General features: G+C 53.5%; 16 protein-coding genes and 18 other annotated features. Of the genes, 8 read left to right on the plus strand and 8 right to left on the minus strand.

Annotated elements, in window-relative coordinates:
* Positions 1-40: 40 nt before the first annotated feature.
* The gene (gene ytfB, locus STM4396; protein ID NP_463257.1) for a putative cell envelope opacity-associated protein A occupies positions 41-689 on the minus strand. Within the gene, positions 41-676 belong to an annotated coding region; the region does not span the whole gene.
* Positions 684-689: a ribosome-binding site (putative RBS for ytfB; RegulonDB:STMS1H004281), on the minus strand. Its footprint overlaps the gene before it by 6 nt.
* 145 nt (positions 690-834) lie before the next feature.
* Positions 835-840, plus strand: a ribosome-binding site (putative RBS for fklB; RegulonDB:STMS1H004282).
* Between ytfB and fklB the strand changes: the two genes are divergently transcribed.
* Together fklB and cycA are read left to right on the plus strand one after the other, a co-directional pair.
* Positions 835-1,516 (plus strand): FKBP-type 22KD peptidyl-prolyl cis-trans isomerase gene (fklB, locus tag STM4397; RefSeq protein ID NP_463258.3). Within the gene, positions 854-1,516 belong to an annotated coding region; the region does not span the whole gene. Its footprint overlaps the feature before it by 6 nt.
* Before the next feature lie 282 nt (positions 1,517-1,798).
* Positions 1,799-1,804: a ribosome-binding site (putative RBS for cycA; RegulonDB:STMS1H004283), on the plus strand.
* Positions 1,799-3,221, plus strand: a protein-coding gene (cycA, locus tag STM4398) for an APC family D-alanine/D-serine/glycine transport protein (protein ID NP_463259.1). Within the gene, positions 1,812-3,221 belong to an annotated coding region; the region does not span the whole gene. It overlaps the preceding feature by 6 nt.
* A 111-nt stretch (positions 3,222-3,332) precedes the next feature.
* On the opposite strand, the gene ytfE is transcribed toward cycA, so the two are convergent.
* The 3 genes from ytfE to ytfG form a co-directional block, all read right to left on the minus strand.
* The gene (ytfE, locus tag STM4399) for a putative cell morphogenesis (protein ID NP_463260.1) occupies positions 3,333-4,007 on the minus strand. Within the gene, positions 3,333-3,995 belong to an annotated coding region; the region does not span the whole gene.
* Positions 4,002-4,007 (minus strand) — a ribosome-binding site (putative RBS for ytfE; RegulonDB:STMS1H004284). It overlaps the preceding gene by 6 nt.
* Positions 4,008-4,097: 90 nt before the next feature.
* The gene (ytfF, locus tag STM4400) for a putative cationic amino acid transporter (protein ID NP_463261.1) occupies positions 4,098-5,075 on the minus strand. Within the gene, positions 4,098-5,063 belong to an annotated coding region; the region does not span the whole gene.
* Positions 5,070-5,075: a ribosome-binding site (putative RBS for ytfF; RegulonDB:STMS1H004285), on the minus strand. It overlaps the preceding gene by 6 nt.
* A 68-nt stretch (positions 5,076-5,143) precedes the next feature.
* Positions 5,144-6,004 (minus strand): putative reductase gene (ytfG, locus tag STM4401; protein NP_463262.1). Within the gene, positions 5,144-5,992 belong to an annotated coding region; the region does not span the whole gene.
* Positions 5,999-6,004 (minus strand) — a ribosome-binding site (putative RBS for ytfG; RegulonDB:STMS1H004286). Its footprint overlaps the gene before it by 6 nt.
* A 62-nt stretch (positions 6,005-6,066) precedes the next feature.
* Positions 6,067-6,072: a ribosome-binding site (putative RBS for ytfH; RegulonDB:STMS1H004287), on the plus strand.
* Between ytfG and ytfH the strand changes: the two genes are divergently transcribed.
* Positions 6,067-6,466 (plus strand): putative transcriptional regulator gene (ytfH, locus tag STM4402; protein NP_463263.1). Within the gene, positions 6,080-6,466 belong to an annotated coding region; the region does not span the whole gene. Its footprint overlaps the feature before it by 6 nt.
* A 57-nt stretch (positions 6,467-6,523) precedes the next feature.
* On the opposite strand, the gene cpdB is transcribed toward ytfH, so the two are convergent.
* Positions 6,524-8,538 (minus strand): 2',3'-cyclic-nucleotide 2'-phosphodiesterase gene (gene cpdB / locus STM4403; RefSeq protein NP_463264.1). Within the gene, positions 6,524-8,467 belong to an annotated coding region; the region does not span the whole gene.
* Positions 8,474-8,479, minus strand: a ribosome-binding site (putative RBS for cpdB; RegulonDB:STMS1H004288). (Overlaps the previous gene by 6 nt.)
* Positions 8,511-8,519: a -10 signal (putative -10_signal for cpdB; RegulonDB:STMLTH004673), on the minus strand.
* Positions 8,530-8,538, minus strand: a -35 signal (putative -35_signal for cpdB; RegulonDB:STMLTH004673).
* A 51-nt stretch (positions 8,539-8,589) precedes the next feature.
* Positions 8,590-8,610 (minus strand) — a protein binding site (putative binding site for CRP, RegulonDB: STMS1H000061).
* 114 nt (positions 8,611-8,724) lie between these two features.
* Positions 8,725-8,730, plus strand: a ribosome-binding site (putative RBS for cysQ; RegulonDB:STMS1H004289).
* Between cpdB and cysQ the strand changes: the two genes are divergently transcribed.
* The gene (gene cysQ, locus STM4404; protein NP_463265.1) for a CysQ protein occupies positions 8,725-9,475 on the plus strand. Within the gene, positions 8,735-9,475 belong to an annotated coding region; the region does not span the whole gene. Its footprint overlaps the feature before it by 6 nt.
* Here cysQ and ytfJ read toward each other — a convergent pair.
* Positions 9,465-10,033, minus strand: a protein-coding gene (ytfJ, locus tag STM4405) for a putative transcriptional regulator (protein NP_463266.1). Within the gene, positions 9,465-10,022 belong to an annotated coding region; the region does not span the whole gene. The genes cysQ and ytfJ overlap by 11 nt on opposite strands.
* Positions 10,028-10,033, minus strand: a ribosome-binding site (putative RBS for ytfJ; RegulonDB:STMS1H004290). Its footprint overlaps the gene before it by 6 nt.
* 236 nt (positions 10,034-10,269) lie before the next feature.
* Positions 10,270-10,275 (plus strand) — a ribosome-binding site (putative RBS for ytfK; RegulonDB:STMS1H004291).
* Between ytfJ and ytfK the strand changes: the two genes are divergently transcribed.
* The gene (gene ytfK, locus STM4406; RefSeq protein ID NP_463267.3) for a putative cytoplasmic protein occupies positions 10,270-10,555 on the plus strand. Within the gene, positions 10,283-10,555 belong to an annotated coding region; the region does not span the whole gene. It overlaps the preceding feature by 6 nt.
* Before the next feature lie 84 nt (positions 10,556-10,639).
* On the opposite strand, the gene ytfL is transcribed toward ytfK, so the two are convergent.
* Both ytfL and msrA read right to left on the minus strand, forming a co-directional pair.
* Positions 10,640-11,994, minus strand: a protein-coding gene (ytfL, locus tag STM4407) for a putative hemolysin-related protein (protein ID NP_463268.1). Within the gene, positions 10,640-11,983 belong to an annotated coding region; the region does not span the whole gene.
* Positions 11,989-11,994 (minus strand) — a ribosome-binding site (putative RBS for ytfL; RegulonDB:STMS1H004292). It overlaps the preceding gene by 6 nt.
* 171 nt (positions 11,995-12,165) lie before the next feature.
* The gene (msrA, locus tag STM4408) for a peptide methionine sulfoxide reductase (RefSeq protein NP_463269.1) occupies positions 12,166-12,815 on the minus strand. Within the gene, positions 12,166-12,804 belong to an annotated coding region; the region does not span the whole gene.
* Positions 12,810-12,815 (minus strand) — a ribosome-binding site (putative RBS for msrA; RegulonDB:STMS1H004293). It overlaps the preceding gene by 6 nt.
* Before the next feature lie 190 nt (positions 12,816-13,005).
* Positions 13,006-13,011, plus strand: a ribosome-binding site (putative RBS for ytfM; RegulonDB:STMS1H004294).
* On the opposite strand from msrA, the gene ytfM reads away from it, so the two are divergent.
* The 3 genes from ytfM to ytfP all read left to right on the plus strand — a co-directional run bounded on the left by ytfM (position 13,006) and on the right by ytfP (position 18,873).
* The gene (gene ytfM / locus STM4409; protein NP_463270.1) for a putative outer membrane protein occupies positions 13,006-14,750 on the plus strand. Within the gene, positions 13,017-14,750 belong to an annotated coding region; the region does not span the whole gene. Its footprint overlaps the feature before it by 6 nt.
* Positions 14,733-14,738 (plus strand) — a ribosome-binding site (putative RBS for ytfN; RegulonDB:STMS1H004295). (Overlaps the previous gene by 6 nt.)
* The gene (gene ytfN, locus STM4410) for a putative periplasmic protein (protein NP_463271.1) occupies positions 14,733-18,526 on the plus strand. Within the gene, positions 14,747-18,526 belong to an annotated coding region; the region does not span the whole gene. Before ytfM ends, ytfN begins: the two co-directional genes overlap by 18 nt.
* 2 nt (positions 18,527-18,528) lie before the next feature.
* Positions 18,529-18,873, plus strand: a complete 345-nt coding sequence (gene ytfP, locus STM4411) for a putative cytoplasmic protein (RefSeq protein NP_463272.1) — start codon at positions 18,529-18,531, stop codon at positions 18,871-18,873.
* Positions 18,874-18,919 lie beyond the last annotated feature (46 nt).

The raw sequence follows: 18,919 nt of genomic DNA on the forward strand, positions 1-18,919 counted from the left end.
TGAACGAATAGGGTATAGACGGGGTAAGGCGCAGCCGGCGTTACTGTGCGCGAATAAAACTGCCGTCAGGCTGACGCGTAAACAGCACCTGTTGACCGTTATCGCCATCTATCGTTAAACCTGTCACCACCCCGCTGGCATTCTGGCGAATTTTAATCATTTGACCATTTTTGAGATTACTCAGCGGCTTGCCAGCGCCTTCTACCTGCGCCATTGCATAAACGTCTGTCGGGGGCAGCCCGTGGTCACGGAACAGTTGCGCCAGAGTTTTACCAGACTCTACCCGGTACGAGCGCCACTGTTGACCGATGCCGCTATCCTGCTGGAAAGGCTGCGTCTGCGGCTGGTTTTGTTCTTCCGGCTGGCCTTCCTGGATAGGTTCCGGCGCAACGGGCGCCACCTGATCCGGATCGTTTTGCGGCGCGACCAGCTGCGCCTGAAGCTGGGCCTCCGTCGGCGGCTGTGATTGCGATTGCAGATCCAATTGCGCTTCCCGCGTGACGACAGGTGAGTCGCTGGTCTCGCTGGCGGGCAGCAGGAAACCGATCACCAGCACGATAGCGGCAATGATAATGCCACGACGATGCATAGGCGGCAGCGGTTCCATGATGCGAAAATTATCCGGCGCGTGCCAGATTTTCGCCAGGGTTGGTTTTAATTCAAAGCGCCCGGGCATGGTTTACCTCCTGCTCCGCATCTCGTTCCTTAATCATAGAGTATAGATGGCTAACGCTATGATACTGGTAGTGCTATCCGCTTTCGTGACATCAATACGGATAATCTATTGTTTCTTTTTCCCTGCGATTTGTCATCCTCCCTGAGACAAAGTTTTACCAGAAGAAGCGTGGCTGTTATGCTGCCCGCTACTTTTTTGATATCCGATGAAGGAAAAATAATGGCCACCCCGACTTTTGACACTATTGAAGCGCAAGCGAGCTACGGCATTGGTTTGCAGGTAGGGCAGCAGCTCAGCGAATCCGGTCTTGAAGGGCTGTTGCCTGAAGCGCTGGTTGCAGGCATTGCTGATGCGCTGGAAGGTAAACACCCGGCGGTTCCTGTTGATGTGGTGCATCGTGCGCTGCGTGAAATTCATGAGCGTGCGGACGCGGTGCGTCGTGAGCGTTTCAAAGCGATGGCGGCCGAAGGCGTGAAATACCTGGAAGAAAACCGCGAAAAAGACGGTGTGAACAGTACTGAGTCTGGTTTACAGTTCCGCGTTCTGACGCAGGGCGAAGGCGCGATTCCGGCGCGTACCGACCGCGTACGCGTGCATTACACCGGTAAGCTTATTGATGGCACCGTATTTGACAGCTCCGTCGCGCGCGGCGAACCGGCTGAATTCCCGGTAAATGGCGTGATCGCCGGCTGGATTGAAGCGCTGACTCTGATGCCGGTAGGTTCCAAATGGGAACTGACTATCCCACAGGAGCTGGCCTATGGCGAGCGTGGGGCCGGGGCATCTATTCCGCCATTCAGCACCCTGGTGTTTGAAGTGGAACTGCTGGAAATTCTGTAAGCGCCCCGGGTTTGCCGGATGATGGCGTAAACGCCTTATCCGGCAACCCTGGCTTCAGCAGATGCCAATATTTTATTTTGCAAATGGCGTCGTTACGTGTATTTTTGTGAGCTAATTCGCATTATCAAAGTGATATAACACTCATTTTAAACATAAAATTAACATTGTATTTGAATCTTAGTATTCATCCCGCCGATTCTTACCTAATATCGATGAGTCCTGATAACAGGATCGTCGTATCATAGACCAAAGGCCGTAGAGCCCGCACAACACAGACAGGTACAGGAAGAAAAACATGGTAGATCAGGTAAAAGTCGCAGCCGACGAACAGGCTCCGGCTGAACAGTCGCTACGGCGCAATCTTACAAACCGTCATATACAGCTTATCGCTATTGGCGGCGCTATTGGTACCGGTCTGTTTATGGGATCGGGTAAAACGATCAGTCTCGCCGGACCGTCGATCATTTTTGTGTATATGATCATCGGTTTTATGCTTTTTTTCGTGATGCGCGCCATGGGGGAATTGCTGCTCTCGAATCTGGAATATAAATCGTTTAGCGATTTTGCTTCCGACCTGCTTGGCCCCTGGGCGGGATATTTCACCGGCTGGACGTACTGGTTTTGCTGGGTAGTGACCGGTATGGCTGACGTGGTGGCGATTACCGCCTACGCGCAGTTCTGGTTTCCCGGCCTTTCCGATTGGGTCGCCTCGCTGGCGGTAGTGATCCTGCTGCTAAGCCTCAACCTCGCCACCGTTAAAATGTTTGGTGAAATGGAATTTTGGTTTGCTATGGTCAAAATCGTCGCCATTGTGGCGTTGATTGTGGTCGGGCTGGTGATGATTGCGATGCACTTTAAATCGCCGACAGGCGTTGAAGCGTCTTTCGCGCATCTGTGGAATGACGGCGGCTGGTTCCCGAAAGGTATTAGCGGGTTCTTTGCCGGTTTCCAGATTGCAGTGTTCGCTTTCGTGGGCATTGAGCTGGTTGGTACTACCGCCGCAGAAACTAAAGATCCGGAAAAATCGCTGCCGCGCGCGATTAACTCAATACCGATCCGTATCATCATGTTCTACGTCTTTGCGCTGATTGTCATTATGTCGGTGACGCCGTGGAGTTCCGTGGTGCCGGATAAGAGCCCGTTTGTTGAGCTGTTTGTACTGGTGGGTCTGCCTGCCGCTGCGAGCGTGATCAACTTTGTCGTGCTGACCTCGGCGGCGTCTTCCGCCAACAGCGGCGTCTTCTCGACCAGCCGTATGCTGTTTGGCCTGGCGCAAGAAGGCGTGGCGCCAAAAGCGTTCGCTAAGCTATCGAAACGCGCGGTACCGGCGAAAGGCCTGACCTTCTCCTGTATCTGCCTGCTGGGCGGCGTGGTTATGCTGATGGTCAACCCGAGCGTGATTGGCGCATTCACCATGATCACTACGGTTTCGGCCATCCTGTTTATGTTTGTCTGGACCATCATTCTGTGTTCATACCTGGTGTACCGCAAAAAGCGTCCCCACCTGCATGAAAAATCCATCTATAAGATGCCGCTCGGTAAGCTGATGTGCTGGGTCTGCATGGCGTTCTTTGCATTCGTGCTGGTATTACTGACGCTGGAAGACGATACGCGCCAGGCGCTAATCGTGACGCCGCTGTGGTTTATCGCGTTGGGTCTGGGCTGGCTGTTGATAGGTAAGAAACGGATGGCGGGAATGCGTTAATTGTTTTGCCCGGTGGCGCTGGCGCTTACCGGGCTTACAGCGTAACGTTGATTTGGAGGCCGGATAAGGCGCCGTTTACAGCCGCCATCCGGCAAAATGCCCGGCTGGCGATTATTCCCCGGCCAGCGCGCGTGGGAACAGCACGTTATTCTCCAGGCTGATGTGCTCCATCAGATCATCAATCATCTCATTAATGCCGTTATACATCGCTTTCCAGGTGGTGCAGGCTTCTGGCGGCGGCGTTACATTTTTGGTGACGTGTTTGATGACGTCTACCAGCTCTCCCGCCTCGTCATGCTCGCTTTCCATTACGCTTATCGGGCCCGTTGCCTGGCGACCCATACCCTGTTTGATCATGGGGAACAGGATCTGTTCTTCTTTCATCATATGGCTGGAAAGCTCTTCATGCAGCGCGGTGAGATATTTTGTCAGGCCGCGTGGGACGTTTGGCTTATCCGCGTGGACGCGTTCCACTTTGGTTGCCTGCAGAATAAGCTCCGGCAGTTGTTCGCGATGTCGGTCATGATAGCGAACAACGATATGGTCAATAATGTCCGCCAGCGGAACGGCGCGCCAGTCTTTTTCGATGGGCTGTTCAGCCAACTGCGCCAGTTGCGCTTCTATGATGTCAATATCGACGTCGTGACGCGCGGCGGCGCGCGCCAGCGTCTGTTTTCCGCCGCAGCAGTAATCCATATCGTACTGGCGAAACAGCGCCGATGCGCGGGGAATAGAGAGCGCCAGTTCGCCTAAAGGTTGATCGCGATAAGCCATAGCCGTTACCTCATTTGCAATAATATAAGTTGTATTTTAAATGCATCTTTAAGGCGAAGCTATAACTCTTTCGGGGTGCGTATAATTTAAGCGAGTATGAAATTAGCGTTCCGTGACCGGAACGACGGTCGCTTTTTCCGGTTTCGCTCTCACGGCAATGACCACGCCCGCCACCAGGAGCGCAATGCCGCTTAACGTCAGGAATGGCGGGATTTCCTGGCGCAGAATGAAGGTATAGAGCAGTCCCGCCAACGTCTCAAAAACAATCAGCGGCCCTAAAATAACGGTTGGCAATTTTTGGCTGGCGATATTCCAGCACAGCGCGCCCACCCAGGAACACAGCACCGCGATGGCGATCATCAGACCGATAAACAGCGCGGGATGCGGGCCAAAGGGCAGGGTAAACAGCGGTTTCTGGATACTCAGCCACAGACAGACCGCCGCATAGCCGATTAACGAGACCGGCAGCGTAACCAGCGCCTGCGCCGTTGCCCACATCATGGGATGTTTGTCGGGATTTTCCCGCAGCCAGCGGGCGTTGCGCAGCGCATACCATGCCCAGCACGCTACGGAAATCAGCGCCAGCACAATGCCTGAACCATAGCGCCAGCCGCTAACATCGGACAATCCCTGGCTAAGTTCAGCAATATTGACGCACAGCAGGCCAAAACCGATAAGCGCCAGCGCGGGCGCTAAACGCCGCCAGGATAATCTGCCGTCTCGTTGGCTATAGAGAACGTTAGCGAAAAGCGGAATGACGACCGGCAATGTCCCGATGATCATCGTCGACACCGGCGCGCCGGTTCGCTGAATGGCGCTGGCGAGGCAGGCGTAATAGATTACATTGCCCATCAGGGTCAGCGACAGGGCGGTGGACCAGTCTTTGCGCGTTAACTGGCGTAACCGCGTGCGGCCTAACCAGGCAATCGGCAGGGCAATCAGCCCCAGCGCCAGATAGCGTCCCATTGACTGTAAGAGGGCCGGGTAATCCGGCACGATTAACGGGCCGACGAAAATCAATCCCCACATTAGCCCTGCCAGCAGGGCGTATAGCACGCCGCTAATCATCAGATTCTCCTCATAAACCGTTCCGTCATTATCAGAGAAGGTCTATGAGGATGCCACATAAATTAACTAAATTTTAACATTTACAGTACGGAGCGAAGGCTTTCTGTGAGCGTCGTCGTCGGGCGACCGATGAGTTTACGCAGCGTATGGCTGTCATCAAACAGGCCGCCTTTCGCCGCGCCAGCGTCAGAATTGGCCAACATATCCGCCAGTCCGTCAGGCAGGCCTGCGCCTTTCAGCGCGGCGGCAAAATCGACTTCGCTCAGGTTCTGGTAGACGATTTTTTTTCCGCTTTGATGAGTAAGTTCATCCGCCAACTGGCTTAATGTCCAGGCGTCATCACCCGCCAGTTCGTAGACATTCCCGGCGTGACCCTCTTCACGGATGACGCGCGCGGCGGCGGCGGCATAGTCAGCGCGCATTGCGGAGGCGATTTTCCCTTCTCCCGCCGCGCCAATAAAGACGCCATGCTTCAGCGCGGCAGGGACGCTCGCCAGGTAGTTTTCCGTATACCAGCCGTTACGTAATAGCGTGTGAGGAATACCTGACTCAGCCAGCATCTTTTCCGTTTCAATATGTTCATCGGCGAGCGCCAGCGGCGATTTATCCGCATGTAGCAGGCTGGTATAGGCGATGAATTTCACCTTCGCGGCAATGGCGGCCTGAATAACGTTGCGGTGCTGCGCGGTGCGTTGTCCCACTTCGCTGGATGATATAAGCAGCAGTTTATCAACGCCCTGTAAGGCGGTGGTCAGCGCGGCTTCGTTAGCGTAATCCGCCTGGCGAACGGCAATCCCGCGCTGACTGAGCGGGGCGGCTTTTTTCGGGTTACGGACGATCGCGACGAGGTGGCTGGCGGGCGTCGTTTTTAGCAGGTTTTCAATAACGTGTTGGCCCAGTTGGCCCGTTGCGCCAGTGATAGCAATCATGGTGAACTCCTCAGTGTTGGTCTTGTGTTTTATTACGCTACCACCTAAACTTACTTTTAGTAAGTACGTACAAAAAGGTAAGTATCAATGCGCGCTCATACTCTTTCCCGGCAGTTGCGTGAAGGCAATCTCTTTGCTGAACAGTGCCCGTCCCGTGAGGTGTTAAAACATGTCACCAGTCGCTGGGGCGTACTGATTCTGGTGGCGTTACGCGACGGTACACACCGTTTTAGCGACCTGCGCCGCAAGATGGGAGGCGTGAGTGAAAAGATGCTGGCGCAGTCGTTACAGGCGCTTGAACAGGACGGATTTCTTAACCGGGTGTCATATCCAGTTGTTCCGCCGCATGTGGAGTACAGCCTGACGCCGCTTGGCGAGCAGGTGAGTGATAAAGTCGCCGCGCTGGCGGACTGGATAGAACTGAATTTGCCGCAGGTATTGGCGCAGCGGGAACGTTTATCAGATGGCGGCTAGCGCTTTATTCGGCCTGCCAGTCAGGCCGAATAAACGCAGCGCCATACGGGACACACGTTACTTGCTTAAATCCACCTGATAAATGGCAAAACCGATATCATCGACGGCAACCTTCTTCATCGGATACTGCCCTTTCGCTTTAATGAAGGCAGCGGCTTTATCGCCTGGCGATGTTTCAAAGCGGATATCCAGCGCCGTATCGCTGTGGATTGGCGCCAGACGCCAGTTATTATCCGCCGCCGGATGGATTTCGCCCGCGCGTTTTGACTCTGCGCCAATCCATGCCGCCAGCACGGCGCGATTTTCATCCGGAGACGCAAAGGCGATATGGCTGTCGCCCGTGCCGGCAAACTTGCCGCCGTAAGCGCGATAGTTATTCGTGGCGACCAGGAACGTAGCGTTCGGGTCGACAGGCTTACCGTTAAAGGTCAGGTTTTTAATACGTTCCGCCTGCGGATTCACCATCTGGCATTCGCCATCATAGCGGGCGGGCTGTGACACATCGATTTGATAATTCACGCCGTCAATGACATCGAAATTATAGGTGCGAAAGCCATCCCAATTGATCAACGATTGCGGTTTGTTGCTGTGAATATCAATCTGATTAAATTGTCCGGCAGAACATTCCAGCCACTCTTTTACCTCCTTGCCGCTGGCTTTCACCACCACCAGCGTATTCGGATAGAGATAAAGATCGGCGGCGTTACGGAAGGTCAACTGGCCTTTTTCCACCTCGACAAAGCTGGCAGGATCGTTCTTACGCCCGCCAACTTTAAACGGCGCGGCGGCGGACAGCACCGGCAGTTTCGCCAGATCCGGATCGCCCTGAATAAAGTGTTCCACATACGCTTTTTGCGCGTTATTCACCACCTGTACGGTAGGATCGTCCTGCACCAGAGCAAGATAACTGTACATATTATCGGCGGATTTACCGATGGGCTTGCTGACAAACTCGCGGGTGGCATCGTGATCGGCTTTCAGAATACCGACCAGCTTACTGTCTTCCGCCGCCAGCGACTTTTTAGCGGCGGCGTCATAGATAGGCCGCGCTTCCGCTTTCGCCTGCGTAACCTGCCATTTGCCGCTGTCGTTATTGAGCACCAGATCGACCACTCCCAGATGGTCGCCCCACATGCCAGGCATTACCGCAGGAATGCCGTTAAGCGTACCTTTGGCGATATCCGCGCCTTTGATGTCGGCAAAATCTTTACCGGGGAAGACGGCGTGAGCGTGGCCAAACATAATCGCGTCGACGCCAGGAACTTCGCTGAGGTAATAAACCGAGTTTTCCGCCATGCTGTGGTACGGATCGGCAGAAAGACCTGAATGAGCAATGACTACCACGATATCAGCGCCTTTCTCGCGCATTTCGGGCACATATTTCCGGGCGGTTTCCGTAATGTCATTGACGGTAACTTTGCCGCTCAGGTTCGCTTTATCCCAAATCATGATTTGCGGCGGAACAAAGCCGATATAGCCGATTTTCAGAGTTTGCGGGTTGCCGTCTTTATCAATAACGCTCGTCTCTTTAATCAGATAAGGCGTAAAGAGCGGCTTTTGGGTTTTAACGTCGATAATATTGGCGTTAACATAAGGGAATTTCGCGCCAGCCAGCGCGTTATGCAGATAGTCCAGACCATAATTAAACTCATGGTTGCCGAGGTTTCCAACCGCGTAATCCAGAGTGTTGAGCGCTTTATAGACCGGGTGAACGTCACCGTCTTTGAGCCCTTTTGCCGCCATATAATCGCCCAGAGGGCTCCCCTGAATCAGGTCGCCGTTATCCACCAGCACGCTGTTTTTGACTTCATTTCGGGCGGCATGAATCAAACTTGCGGTACGTACCAATCCGAATTTTTCGGTTGCGGTATCCTTGTAATAATCGAAATCCATCATGTTGCTATGTAAATCAGTAGTTTCCATGATACGGAGATCGACGGTGGCCGCATTCACGCTGGCGGCGATCAGCGTAGCCAGAAGCGTTGCACTAAACTTAATCATCAGAGGCACCTTTTAAGAACGCAATAGAAAAGCCGGATAGTGAAAAATAGCGATGACAAACAGTGAAACCCGATATCGTTCCAACCGTCGCCAGAAGAAGGCGAAACCGCCCCATCCGGCCGATTTTTTGCGAGTGTTCACAGAAAGGTGAATCATGCCATGAAAGCTATTATCAAAACCGCTGACGGTATCACAGTTGGCGGAACCCTTAACGATCGGGTATAAGTAAAACAACGAGTTAACGCCCCCGTCATAAAGAGGTGGAGAATGTTAGAACAAGTATGCCAGCTTGCACGGAACGCGGGCGATGCCATTATGCAGGTTTATGATGGAGCCAAACCGATGGAGTACGCCCGCAAGCAGGACGATTCTCCAGTCACTGCGGCGGATATCGCCGCACATACCGTGATTCTCGAAGGGTTACGCACGCTCACGCCGGATATTCCGGTGCTTTCAGAAGAGGATCCGCCCGCCTGGGAAGTGCGCCAGCACTGGCAGCGTTACTGGCTGGTCGATCCGCTCGACGGCACCAAGGAGTTCATCAAGCGCAATGGCGAATTCACGGTCAATATCGCGCTGATTGAGCAGGGCAAGCCGGTGTTGGGCGTGGTCTATGCGCCGGTGCTGAAAGTGATGTACTACGCGGCGGAAGGTAAGGCCTGGAAAGAGGAGTGCGGGGTGCGTAAGCAGATTCAGGTCCGGGATGCCCGCCCGCCGCTGGTGGTGATTAGCCGTTCGCATACGGATGATGAACTCACCGAATATCTCCAACAGCTTGGCGAACATCAGACAACCTCTATTGGTTCCTCGCTGAAATTCTGCCTTGTGGCGGAAGGCCAGGCGCAGCTTTACCCCAGATTTGGGCCGACCAGCGTCTGGGACACTGCCGCAGGTCATGCCATTGCCGTTGCAGCCGGGGCGCACGTTCACGACTGGCAGGGAAAAACGCTGGACTATACCCCTCGTGAATCGTTCCTTAACCCCGGCTTCCGGGTGACTATTTACTGAGGAGCTTATGCAGCAGGTCGACCACCTGCTGTACCTCTTGCTGGGTTAACGCGCCATCTTTCACCCATTGAACCCGACCGTCTTTGTCAAGCACGATGACGGCGGACCCCTCTTCTTTTAATTGCCAGGCGTTACGCGCCACGCCATTGCTGTCGACAATAAATTGCGACCACGGGTAGAGCTTTTTATTACTTTCTATACTGCTACGCACGAACATACCGGAGCCTGGGATCGCATCATCGGTGTTCACAATTGTGGTCGTCTGGTATCTGTCATGCGGGAGCTTGGCTGATTTAATCGCTTCAATCAGCGTGGCGTTTTTTTCCTTCGCTGACGTTCGACCCGCAATGTGCAGCAGGACGCGCACTTTTCCCGCCAGCTGCGCGCTATTCCAGTTTTTATAACTAAACTCATCTTTATTCAACGTCAGTTCGCCACGGTCGGCAATGCCTACCGGCGGCACCCGTTGGTTAACTTCAAGGTTATGCGCACAAGCCATTATGGGGAGTAGCAGACACGACATCGCCAGAATTTTACGTAAGGTCATGGTCATTCCTTCTTTATTTTTTTGCAGGTGATCCGACCACTTTGGGCCGATAGTTAATCATATGTGCGATTGATGCTTTTTCCCGCAAAGGGGATGCCAGTTTGCGGGCGGGCGCACACTTCCTGTGAAAAATGAAGGCATATACTGAGAAAAATGAGCTGATGTTTAGATAATTCTGAATAACTGTAATCAAAAGGTAAATATACTTATGCACACTGGAAACGACGTAGATATGGTCTATAGTCATATGGCATTAAAATTTGCGCCTTAAAACTGTTGGGCCGATTGTGGCATCGCAAGGGCGTAATACTCTGCAGGAGACAACAATGAAAATTTTCCAACGCTACAACCCGCTACAGGTGGCGAAGTACGTGAAGATCCTGTTCCGTGGACGGTTATATATCAAGGATGTTGGCGCTTTTGAGTTCGATAAGGGTAAGATTCTTATCCCAAAAGTGAGAGACAAGCAGCACTTGTCTGTGATGTCTGAAGTTAACCGTCAGGTTATGCGTCTGCAAACTGAGATGGCGTAACCAAAAGTGCTATGCAGTAGGTTAAAAAAGTAAAAAAAAACGGCTCCTGAATCAGGAGCCGTTGATGTTTCTGGCAAACGGATTTCAGGCCGCGCTGTCTTCTTTACCTTGCGCATCGGGCAGTTTCGGCGCCGGTACGTTGCTTTTATTGTCGAGACGCGTCACCAGCAACTGATCGATACGGTAGTTGTCGATATCCACCACTTCAAATTTGTAGCCGGAAAACTTCACCGAATCAGTACGTTTTGGGATCTTGCGCAGCATAAACATCATAAAGCCGCCAATGGTTTCATAGTTGCCGGATTGCGGAAACTCATCGATATCCAGCACGCGCATGACGTCGTCAATCGGCGTGCCGCCGTCAACCAGCCAGGAATTTTCATCGCGCGCCACAATTTGCTCTTCCAGTCCCTGGCCGACCAGGTCACCCATTAGCGTGGTCATCACATCGTTCAGCGTAATGATACCGACGACCAGAGCGTATTCATTCATAATGACCGCGAAATCTTCGCCCGCCGTTTTGAAACTTTCCAGCGCCTCAGAAAGGGTCAGCGTATCCGGCACAATCAAGGTATTGCGAATTTGCACGCCGCTATTCAGCGCCATACTTTGGTTAGCCAGCACGCGATTCAGCAGATCTTTGGAGTCTACATAGCCGATGATGTGGTCGATATCTTCATTACACACCAAAAATTTTGAGTGCGGATGTTCGGCGACCTTTTTCTTCAGGCTTTGTTCGTCTTCGTGCAGATCAAACCAGATGATACTTTCGCGCGACGTCATAGAAGACGGTACGGTGCGAGATTCAAGTTCAAACACATTTTCAATTAGTTCGTGCTCTTGCTTGCGCAAGACGCCCGCCAGCGCGCCGGCTTCCACCACTGCGTAAATATCATCAGAAGTAATGTCGTCTTTCCGCACCATTGGAATTTTGAACAGGCGGAAGATGTTGTTTGCCATGCCGTTAAACAGCCACACCAGCGGGCGAAAAACGAACAGGCAGAAGCGCATCGGGTTGATGATACGCAAAGCCACAGCTTCTGGCGCAATCATACCGATGCGTTTCGGGGTTAAATCCGCGAACAGGATAAACAGCCCCGTCACCAGCGAGAAAGAGAGAATAAAGCTCAGCTGCTCGGAGAGTTCTGGCGACATATAGTGCGAGAAGAGGGCGGAAAAGGCGGGCGAAAATGCCGCATCGCCGACGATACCGCCAAGAATAGCGACGGCGTTCAGGCCAATTTGCACAACGGTGAAAAACATGCCGGGATTTTCCTGCATTTTCAATACGCGTTGTGCGTTGATACTGCCTTCATCAGCTAATAACTTAAGTTTAATCTTACGTGATGCGGCAAGCGAGATCTCGGAGATGGAGAAGAACGCACTTACAGCGATCAGGCAGAATATAATGAATATACTGTTTAACATATCTTATCCGGCGAAACGCCAGATCCTCGGAAGGGAAGTTTATAAATCCGTGTGGTAACGTTTAATGAAAACCGGCTCGTAGCAGTGAGCCGATAAGTTCAGGGCTAGTATAGCGTAAGCTACTGTAAAGTCGCCAGAGGGTTCATTTTCAACTCCGACAAGTTCCCCCTACGCCAGCGTCGTCACGCGTCAGGCGGCAGGCAAACGCCGATCCCGCCAATCCCGCAGTAACCATATGGATTTTTGTGCAGATACTGTTGGTGTTCATCTTCGGCGTAGTAAAACGGCGTCGCATGGGCGATTTCCGTGGTAATAGGGCGATGGTCTCCGGCGGCGGTCATTGCCGACTGAAAGCGCTCGCGACTGGCGTGAGCGGCGGCATTCTGTTCCGGCGTTAAGGGATAAATCGCAGAACGGTATTGCGTACCGTGATCGTTACCTTGTTGCATCCCCTGCGTCGGATCGTGATTTTCCCAGAAGGTCTGTAAAAGCTGCTCATAACTGATAACGGCAGGATCGTACACTATCCGTACCGCTTCGGCATGACCGGTCTGCCCGGAGCAGACTTCCCGGTAGGTTGGATTAGGCGTGTAACCGCCTGCATACCCTGCCGCGGTGCTATATACGCCGGGCAATTGCCAGAATAAACGTTCTACGCCCCAGAAACAGCCCATAGCGAAGTAGGCGATCTCCATCCCGGCAGGGACATTGGTCATAGAGTGTTCATTTACCGCATGCAGAGTGGCGATCGGCATCGGGGTGTTGCGTCCTGGTAACGCATCTGCTTGAGTAACCAGATGTTTTTTATCAAATAAACTCATGAGCTATTCTCCCGAAAGCGTTAATTGGCGTTAAGGTTGTAACGAGACGCATCTTTGCACACAATAACAACATTAATGTATCTGGATTTAACCATAAGAAATATTTGGGCAGTCGTCTGCTTTTCAATCGAAATTGTTGATTTTATGTTAAGCCGCGGAGCGGTAGTGTGATTTTTTCCAGGGGTGGGAATAGGGGATATTCAGGAGAAAATGTGCCACATATCCGTCAGTTATGTTGGGTTAGCTTACTGTGCCTGAGCAGTTCTGCGGTAGCCGCAAATGTTCGTCTGAAAGTCGAAGGGCTATCCGGAGAGCTGGAAAAAAACGTTCGCGCACAGCTCTCTACGATTCAGAGCGATGAGGTGACGCCGGATCGGCGCTTTCGCGCCCGAGTTGATGATGCGATTCGCGAAGGGCTTAAAGCGTTAGGCTATTACGAACCCACTATCAAATTCGACTTGCTTCCACCGCCTGCGAAAGGACGGCAGGTATTAATCGCCAGGGTTACGCCCGGCCAGCCGGTGTTGATTGGCGGTACAGAAGTCATTTTACGCGGCGGCGCGCGCACGGACAAAGATTATCTGGCCTTACTGAAAACGCGTCCGGCAATCGGCACGGTGCTGAACCAGGGAGACTATGACAATTTTAAAAAGTCGTTAACCAGCGTGTCGCTACGTAAAGGCTATTTCGACAGCGAATTCATTAAAAGTCAGTTGGGAATTGCTCTGGGCCGCCATCAGGCGTTTTGGGATATTGATTATGATAGCGGTGAGCGCTATCGCTTCGGACCTGTCACCTTCGAAGGTTCGCAGATTCGTGATGAATATTTACAAAATCTGTTGCCGTTTAAAGAGGGTGATGAGTACGAATCGAAAGATTTGGCGGAACTAAACCGCCGACTTTCCGCTACCGGATGGTTTAATTCTGTCGTGGTGGCGCCGGAATTTGAGAAATCGCGTAAAACAAAAATTCTGCCGTTAAAAGGCGTGGTATCGCCGCGAACCGAAAACACGATTGAAACCGGGGTGGGGTACTCCACCGACGTCGGGCCGCGCGTGAAAGCGTCGTGGAAAAAACCGTGGATGAACTCTTACGGTCATAGCCTGACCACCAGCACCAGTATTTCTGCGCCGGAACAGGTGCTGGATTTTAGTTATAAAATGCCGCTGCTGAAAAACCCGCTGGAGCAATACTATCTGGTACAGGGCGGTTTTAAACGTACCGATTTGAATGATACGGAGCAGGACTCGACCACGCTTGCCGTGTCGCGTTACTGGGACCTTTCCAGTGGTTGGCAGCGGGCGATTAATCTGCGCTGGAGTTTCGACCACTTTACCCAGGGGAACGTCACCAATACCACCATGCTGTTCTACCCGGGCGTGATGATCAGCCGAACCCGCTCGCGAGGGGGACTGATGCCAACCTGGGGCGATTCGCAGCGCTATTCAGTAGACTATTCGAATACGGCCTGGGGCTCCGACGTGGATTTCTCCGTGCTGCAGGCGCAAAACGTCTGGATTCGGACTTTGTACGATCGCCACCGTTTTGTGATGCGCGCCAATTTGGGCTGGATAGAAACCGGTGATTTCGACAAAGTTCCGCCGGATTTACGTTTCTTCGCCGGGGGCGACCGCAGTATTCGCGGCTATAAATACAAATCTATTTCGCCTAAAGATAGCGACGGCAATCTTAAAGGCGCCTCAAAACTGGCAACCGGATCGCTGGAGTACCAGTATAACGTCACCGGTAAATGGTGGGGGGCAGTGTTTGTCGATAGCGGCGAGGCGGTGAGTGATATTCGCCGTAGCGATTTCAAAACCGGGACCGGGGTCGGCGTGCGCTGGGCGTCGCCGGTTGGGCCTGTCAAACTCGATTTTGCCGTACCGGTCGGCGACAAAGACGAACACGGTTTACAGTTTTATATCGGTCTGGGGCCTGAATTATGAGTTTATGGAAGAAAATAAGCCTCGGCGTGTTGATTTTCATTGTGGTGTTACTGGCGAGCGTTGCGTTTCTGGTCGGGACGACGACGGGGCTGCATCTGGTATTCAGTGCGGCGAACCGCTGGGTGCCGGGGCTGGAGATTGGGCAGGTCACCGGCGGCTGGCGGGACTTATCGTTAAAAAATATCCGCTATGAGCAGCCGGGCGTTGCGGTGAATGCGGGCGAAATTCATCTGGCCATCGGGCTTGATTGCCTGTGGCGCAGTAGCCTGTGCGTCAATGATCTGGCGCTAAAAGATATTAATGTCGCTATCGACAGCAAAAAAATGCCGCCCTCCGAACCGGCGCAAGAAGAGGAAGAAAGCGGGCCGCTGAACCTCTCCACGCCCTGGCCCATCACGCTGTCGCGCGTGGCGTTGAATAACATCAATATCAAGATTGATGACACTACCGTTTCGGTGTTGGATTTTACCTCCGGGCTGGCATGGCAGGAGAAAAACCTGACCCTGAAACCGACGCGGCTTCAGGGACTGCTGATCGCGCTGCCGAAGGTCGCTGACGTGGCGCAGGAAGAGGTGGTTGAACCCAAAATCGAGAAACCTCAACCGGATGAAAAGCCGCTTGGCGAAACGCTAAAAGATCTGTTTGCAAAACCGGTAATGCCGGAGATGACCGATGTTCACCTGCCGCTCAATCTGAATATCGAGTCATTTCGCGGCGAGCAGCTACGCATCACCGGCGATACCGATCTGACGGTGCGCACGATGCTGCTTAAAGTCAGCAGTATCGACGGTAATATGAAGCTGGATACTCTGGATATCGACGCCAACCAGGGCACGGTGAAAGCCTCCGGTACGGCGCAGCTCGCCAATAACTGGCCGGTTGATATTACGCTCAACAGTACGCTGAATATCGATCCGCTAAAGGGTGAAAAGATAAAACTCAAGGTCGGCGGCGCGTTACGCGAACAACTGGAGGTCGGGGTGAACCTTTCCGGGCCGATGGATGTCGCGCTTCGCGCCCAGACGCGGCTGGCGGAGGCCGGTTTACCGCTCAATCTTGAAGTCGTCAGCCAACGCATTGCCTGGCCATTGACGGGTGATACCCAGTTTCAGGCTGACGATCTGAAGCTCAAACTGAGCGGTAAGATGACCGACTATACGTTGTCGATGCGAACCGCCGTGAAAGGACAAGATATTCCGCCGGCGACCATCACGCTGGATGCCAAAGGGAATGAGCGGCAGATTAATCTCGATAAACTCACCGTCGCCGCTCTGGAGGGAAAAACCGAACTGAAAGCGCTGGTGGACTGGCAGCAGGCGATTAGCTGGCGTGGCGAACTGACGCTGAATGGCATCAATACCGCTAAAGAGATTCCGGACTGGCCCGCGAAGCTTAACGGCGTCATGAAAACCAAAGGCAGCCTCTACGGCGGCACCTGGCAGATGGATGTCCCGGAGCTCAAGCTGACCGGCAATGTGAAGCAGAACAGCGTTAACGTTAACGGGACGCTAAAGGGCAACAGCTACATGCAGTGGACGATCCCGGGGCTGCACTTTGCGCTGGGCCCAAACAGCGCCGATATAAAAGGCGAGCTTGGCGTTAAGGAGCTGAATCTTGACGCCGCCATCGATGCGCCAGGGCTGGATAATGCGCTGCCAGGACTGGGCGGCATGGCAAAAGGAATCGTTAAAGTCCGCGGTACGGTAGAAGCGCCGCAGCTGTTGGCGGATATCACCGCCCGCGGCTTGCGCTGGCAGGAGCTGTCTGTCGCCCAGGCGCGCATTGAGGGCGATATTAAATCCACCGATCAGATAGCGGGCCATCTCAACGTTCGCGTAGAGCGGATTTCGCAGCCCGACGTTAATATCAATCTGGTGACGCTTGACGCCAAAGGCAGCGAGAAGCAGCATCAGCTACAGCTCCGTGTTCAGGGAGAACCGGTATCCGGTCAACTCTCCCTGACAGGCAGCTTCGATCGCGAGGCGGCGCGCTGGAAAGGGACGTTAAGCGACACCCGTTTCCAGACGCCAGTGGGGCCATGGTCGTTGACCCGCGCGATTGCGCTGGACTACCGTAATAAAGAACAGAAAATCAGTATCGGGCCGCATTGTTGGCTGAACCCGAACGCCGAGCTGTGCATCCCGCAAACCATTGATGCGGGCGCCGCAGGACGGGCGGTGGTCAATCTCAACCGCTTTGATCTGGCGATGCTGAAGCCATTTATGCCTGATACCACTCAGGCCAGTGGGATCTTTAGCGGGAAAGCGGATGTGTCGTGGGACACCACCCAGGAGGGATTGCCGCAGGGGAAGGTCACGCTTTCCGGTCGTAATGTGAAGGTCACGCAGACCGTCAATGACGCGCCGTTACCGGTCGCGTTTGAGACGCTGAACCTCAGCGCCGATCTGCACAATAATCGCGCCGAGCTGGGATGGCTGATTCGCCTGACGAACAATGGTCAATTCGATGGCCAGGTGCAGGTAACCGATCCTCAGGGGCGGCGCAATCTCGGCGGTAACGTCAACATGCGCAATCTCAATCTGGCGATGGTCAACCCTGTCTTTTCGCGCGGCGAAAAAGCGGCGGGAATGTTAAACGCCAGGCTACGTCTGGGCGGCGATGTGCAAAGCCCGCAGTTGTTTGGTCAGTTGCAGCTTAGCGCGCTGGATATTGACGGTAACTTTATGCCGTTTGAGATGCAGCCGAGCCAGCTCACCATGAACTTTAGCGGTACGCGTTCGACGCTCGCCGGTATCGTGCGAACACAACAAGGGCAAATTAACCTGAACGGCAACGCCGACTGGAGTCAGATTGACAACTGGCGCGCGCGGGTGACGGCGAAAGGCAGCCGGGTGCGGATTACCGTTCCGCCGATGGTGCGCCTGGATGTCTCGCCGGATGTGGTCTTTGACGCGACGCCTTCGCTGTTCACGTTGGATGGGCGTGTGGACGTTCCGTGGGCGCGAATTGTGGTGCACGACCTGCCGGAGAGCGCGGTCGGCGTCTCCAGCGATGTGGTTATGCTCAACAATGACCTGCAACCAGAAACGCCGCAGACAGCGTCTATTCCCATCAACAGTAATCTGACGGTCCACGTCGGCAACAACGTGCGCATCGACGCCTTCGGGCTTAAAGCGCGTTTGACCGGCGATTTGAAAGTCGCGCAGGATAAGCAGGGGCTGGGGCTAAATGGTCAAATCAATATTCCTGACGGCCGATTCCGCGCCTACGGCCAGGACCTGCTTGTCCGTAAAGGCGAGCTGCTGTTCTCCGGCCCGCCGGATCAGCCGCTGCTCAATATCGAAGCGATCCGTAACCCTGACGCCACCGAAGACGATGTTATTGCGGGCGTGCGCGTCACAGGCACAGCTGATGAACCCAAAGCGGAAATCTTCTCCGATCCGGCGATGCCGCAGGCTGAAGCGCTTTCTTATCTGCTGCGTGGGCAGGGGTTGGACAGCAATCAGAGTGATAGCGCAGCGATGACCTCCATGCTTATTGGCCTGGGGGTTGCGCAAAGTGGTCAGGTTGTGGGTAAAATCGGAGAGACATTCGGTGTAAGTAATCTGGCGCTGGACACGCAAGGGGTGGGCGATTCGTCCCAGGTTGTGGTCAGCGGCTATGTACTGCCGGGTCTACAGGTGAAGTATGGTGTAGGGATATTTGACTCTCTGGCGACGCTCACGTTACGTTATCGCCTGATGCCTAAGCTATATCTGGAAGCAGTGTCTGGCGTAGATCAGGCACTTGATTTGCTCTATCAGTTTGAGTTTTAGCAATGCGAATATTTGTCTATGGCAGTTTACGACAGAAACAAGGCAACAGTCACTGGATGACCAATGCCCAATTGCTTGGCGATTACCGTATCGATAACTACCAGTTGTATAGTCTGGGCCACTATCCAGGCGCAGTTCCGGGAAACGGAGCGGTATACGGTGAAGTTTATCGAATTGATAACGCCACGCTGGCCGAACTTGATGCTTTGCGCACCAGGGGCGGTGAATACGCACGCCAGTTAATCCAGACGCCTTACGGCAGCGCATGGATGTATGTATATCAACGTCCTGTTGATGGGTTAACTCTGATTGAAAGCGGTGACTGGTTAGACAGAAACCAGCCCTGAACTGAACACGCCACCCTCGGGTGGCGTTGTTTTTTACATTCTGGCT

Origin of the sequence: Salmonella enterica subsp. enterica serovar Typhimurium str. LT2 (assembly GCF_000006945.2) — a bacterium.
Classification (GTDB): Bacteria; Pseudomonadota; Gammaproteobacteria; order Enterobacterales; family Enterobacteriaceae; genus Salmonella; species Salmonella enterica.

What these genes read in the sequence shown, in the direction of transcription:
- ytfF (NP_463261.1), bottom strand. Translation starts at nt 5,063, where the DNA reads ATGATTAGCGGCGTGCTATACGCCCTGCTGGCAGGGCTAATGTGGGGA.
- ytfP (NP_463272.1), top strand. Translation starts at nt 18,529, where the DNA reads ATGCGAATATTTGTCTATGGCAGTTTACGACAGAAACAAGGCAACAGT.
- ytfL (NP_463268.1), bottom strand. Translation starts at nt 11,983, where the DNA reads ATGTTAAACAGTATATTCATTATATTCTGCCTGATCGCTGTAAGTGCG.
- ytfJ (NP_463266.1), bottom strand. Translation starts at nt 10,022, where the DNA reads ATGACCTTACGTAAAATTCTGGCGATGTCGTGTCTGCTACTCCCCATA.
- ytfG (NP_463262.1), bottom strand. Translation starts at nt 5,992, where the DNA reads ATGATTGCTATCACTGGCGCAACGGGCCAACTGGGCCAACACGTTATT.
- fklB (NP_463258.3), top strand. Translation starts at nt 854, where the DNA reads ATGCTGCCCGCTACTTTTTTGATATCCGATGAAGGAAAAATAATGGCC.
- msrA (NP_463269.1), bottom strand. Translation starts at nt 12,804, where the DNA reads ATGAGTTTATTTGATAAAAAACATCTGGTTACTCAAGCAGATGCGTTA.
- ytfH (NP_463263.1), top strand. Translation starts at nt 6,080, where the DNA reads ATGCGCGCTCATACTCTTTCCCGGCAGTTGCGTGAAGGCAATCTCTTT.
- cycA (NP_463259.1), top strand. Translation starts at nt 1,812, where the DNA reads ATGGTAGATCAGGTAAAAGTCGCAGCCGACGAACAGGCTCCGGCTGAA.
- cpdB (NP_463264.1), bottom strand. Translation starts at nt 8,467, where the DNA reads ATGATTAAGTTTAGTGCAACGCTTCTGGCTACGCTGATCGCCGCCAGC.
- cysQ (NP_463265.1), top strand. Translation starts at nt 8,735, where the DNA reads ATGTTAGAACAAGTATGCCAGCTTGCACGGAACGCGGGCGATGCCATT.
- ytfN (NP_463271.1), top strand. Translation starts at nt 14,747, where the DNA reads ATGAGTTTATGGAAGAAAATAAGCCTCGGCGTGTTGATTTTCATTGTG.
- ytfE (NP_463260.1), bottom strand. Translation starts at nt 3,995, where the DNA reads ATGGCTTATCGCGATCAACCTTTAGGCGAACTGGCGCTCTCTATTCCC.
- ytfB (NP_463257.1), bottom strand. Translation starts at nt 676, where the DNA reads ATGCCCGGGCGCTTTGAATTAAAACCAACCCTGGCGAAAATCTGGCAC.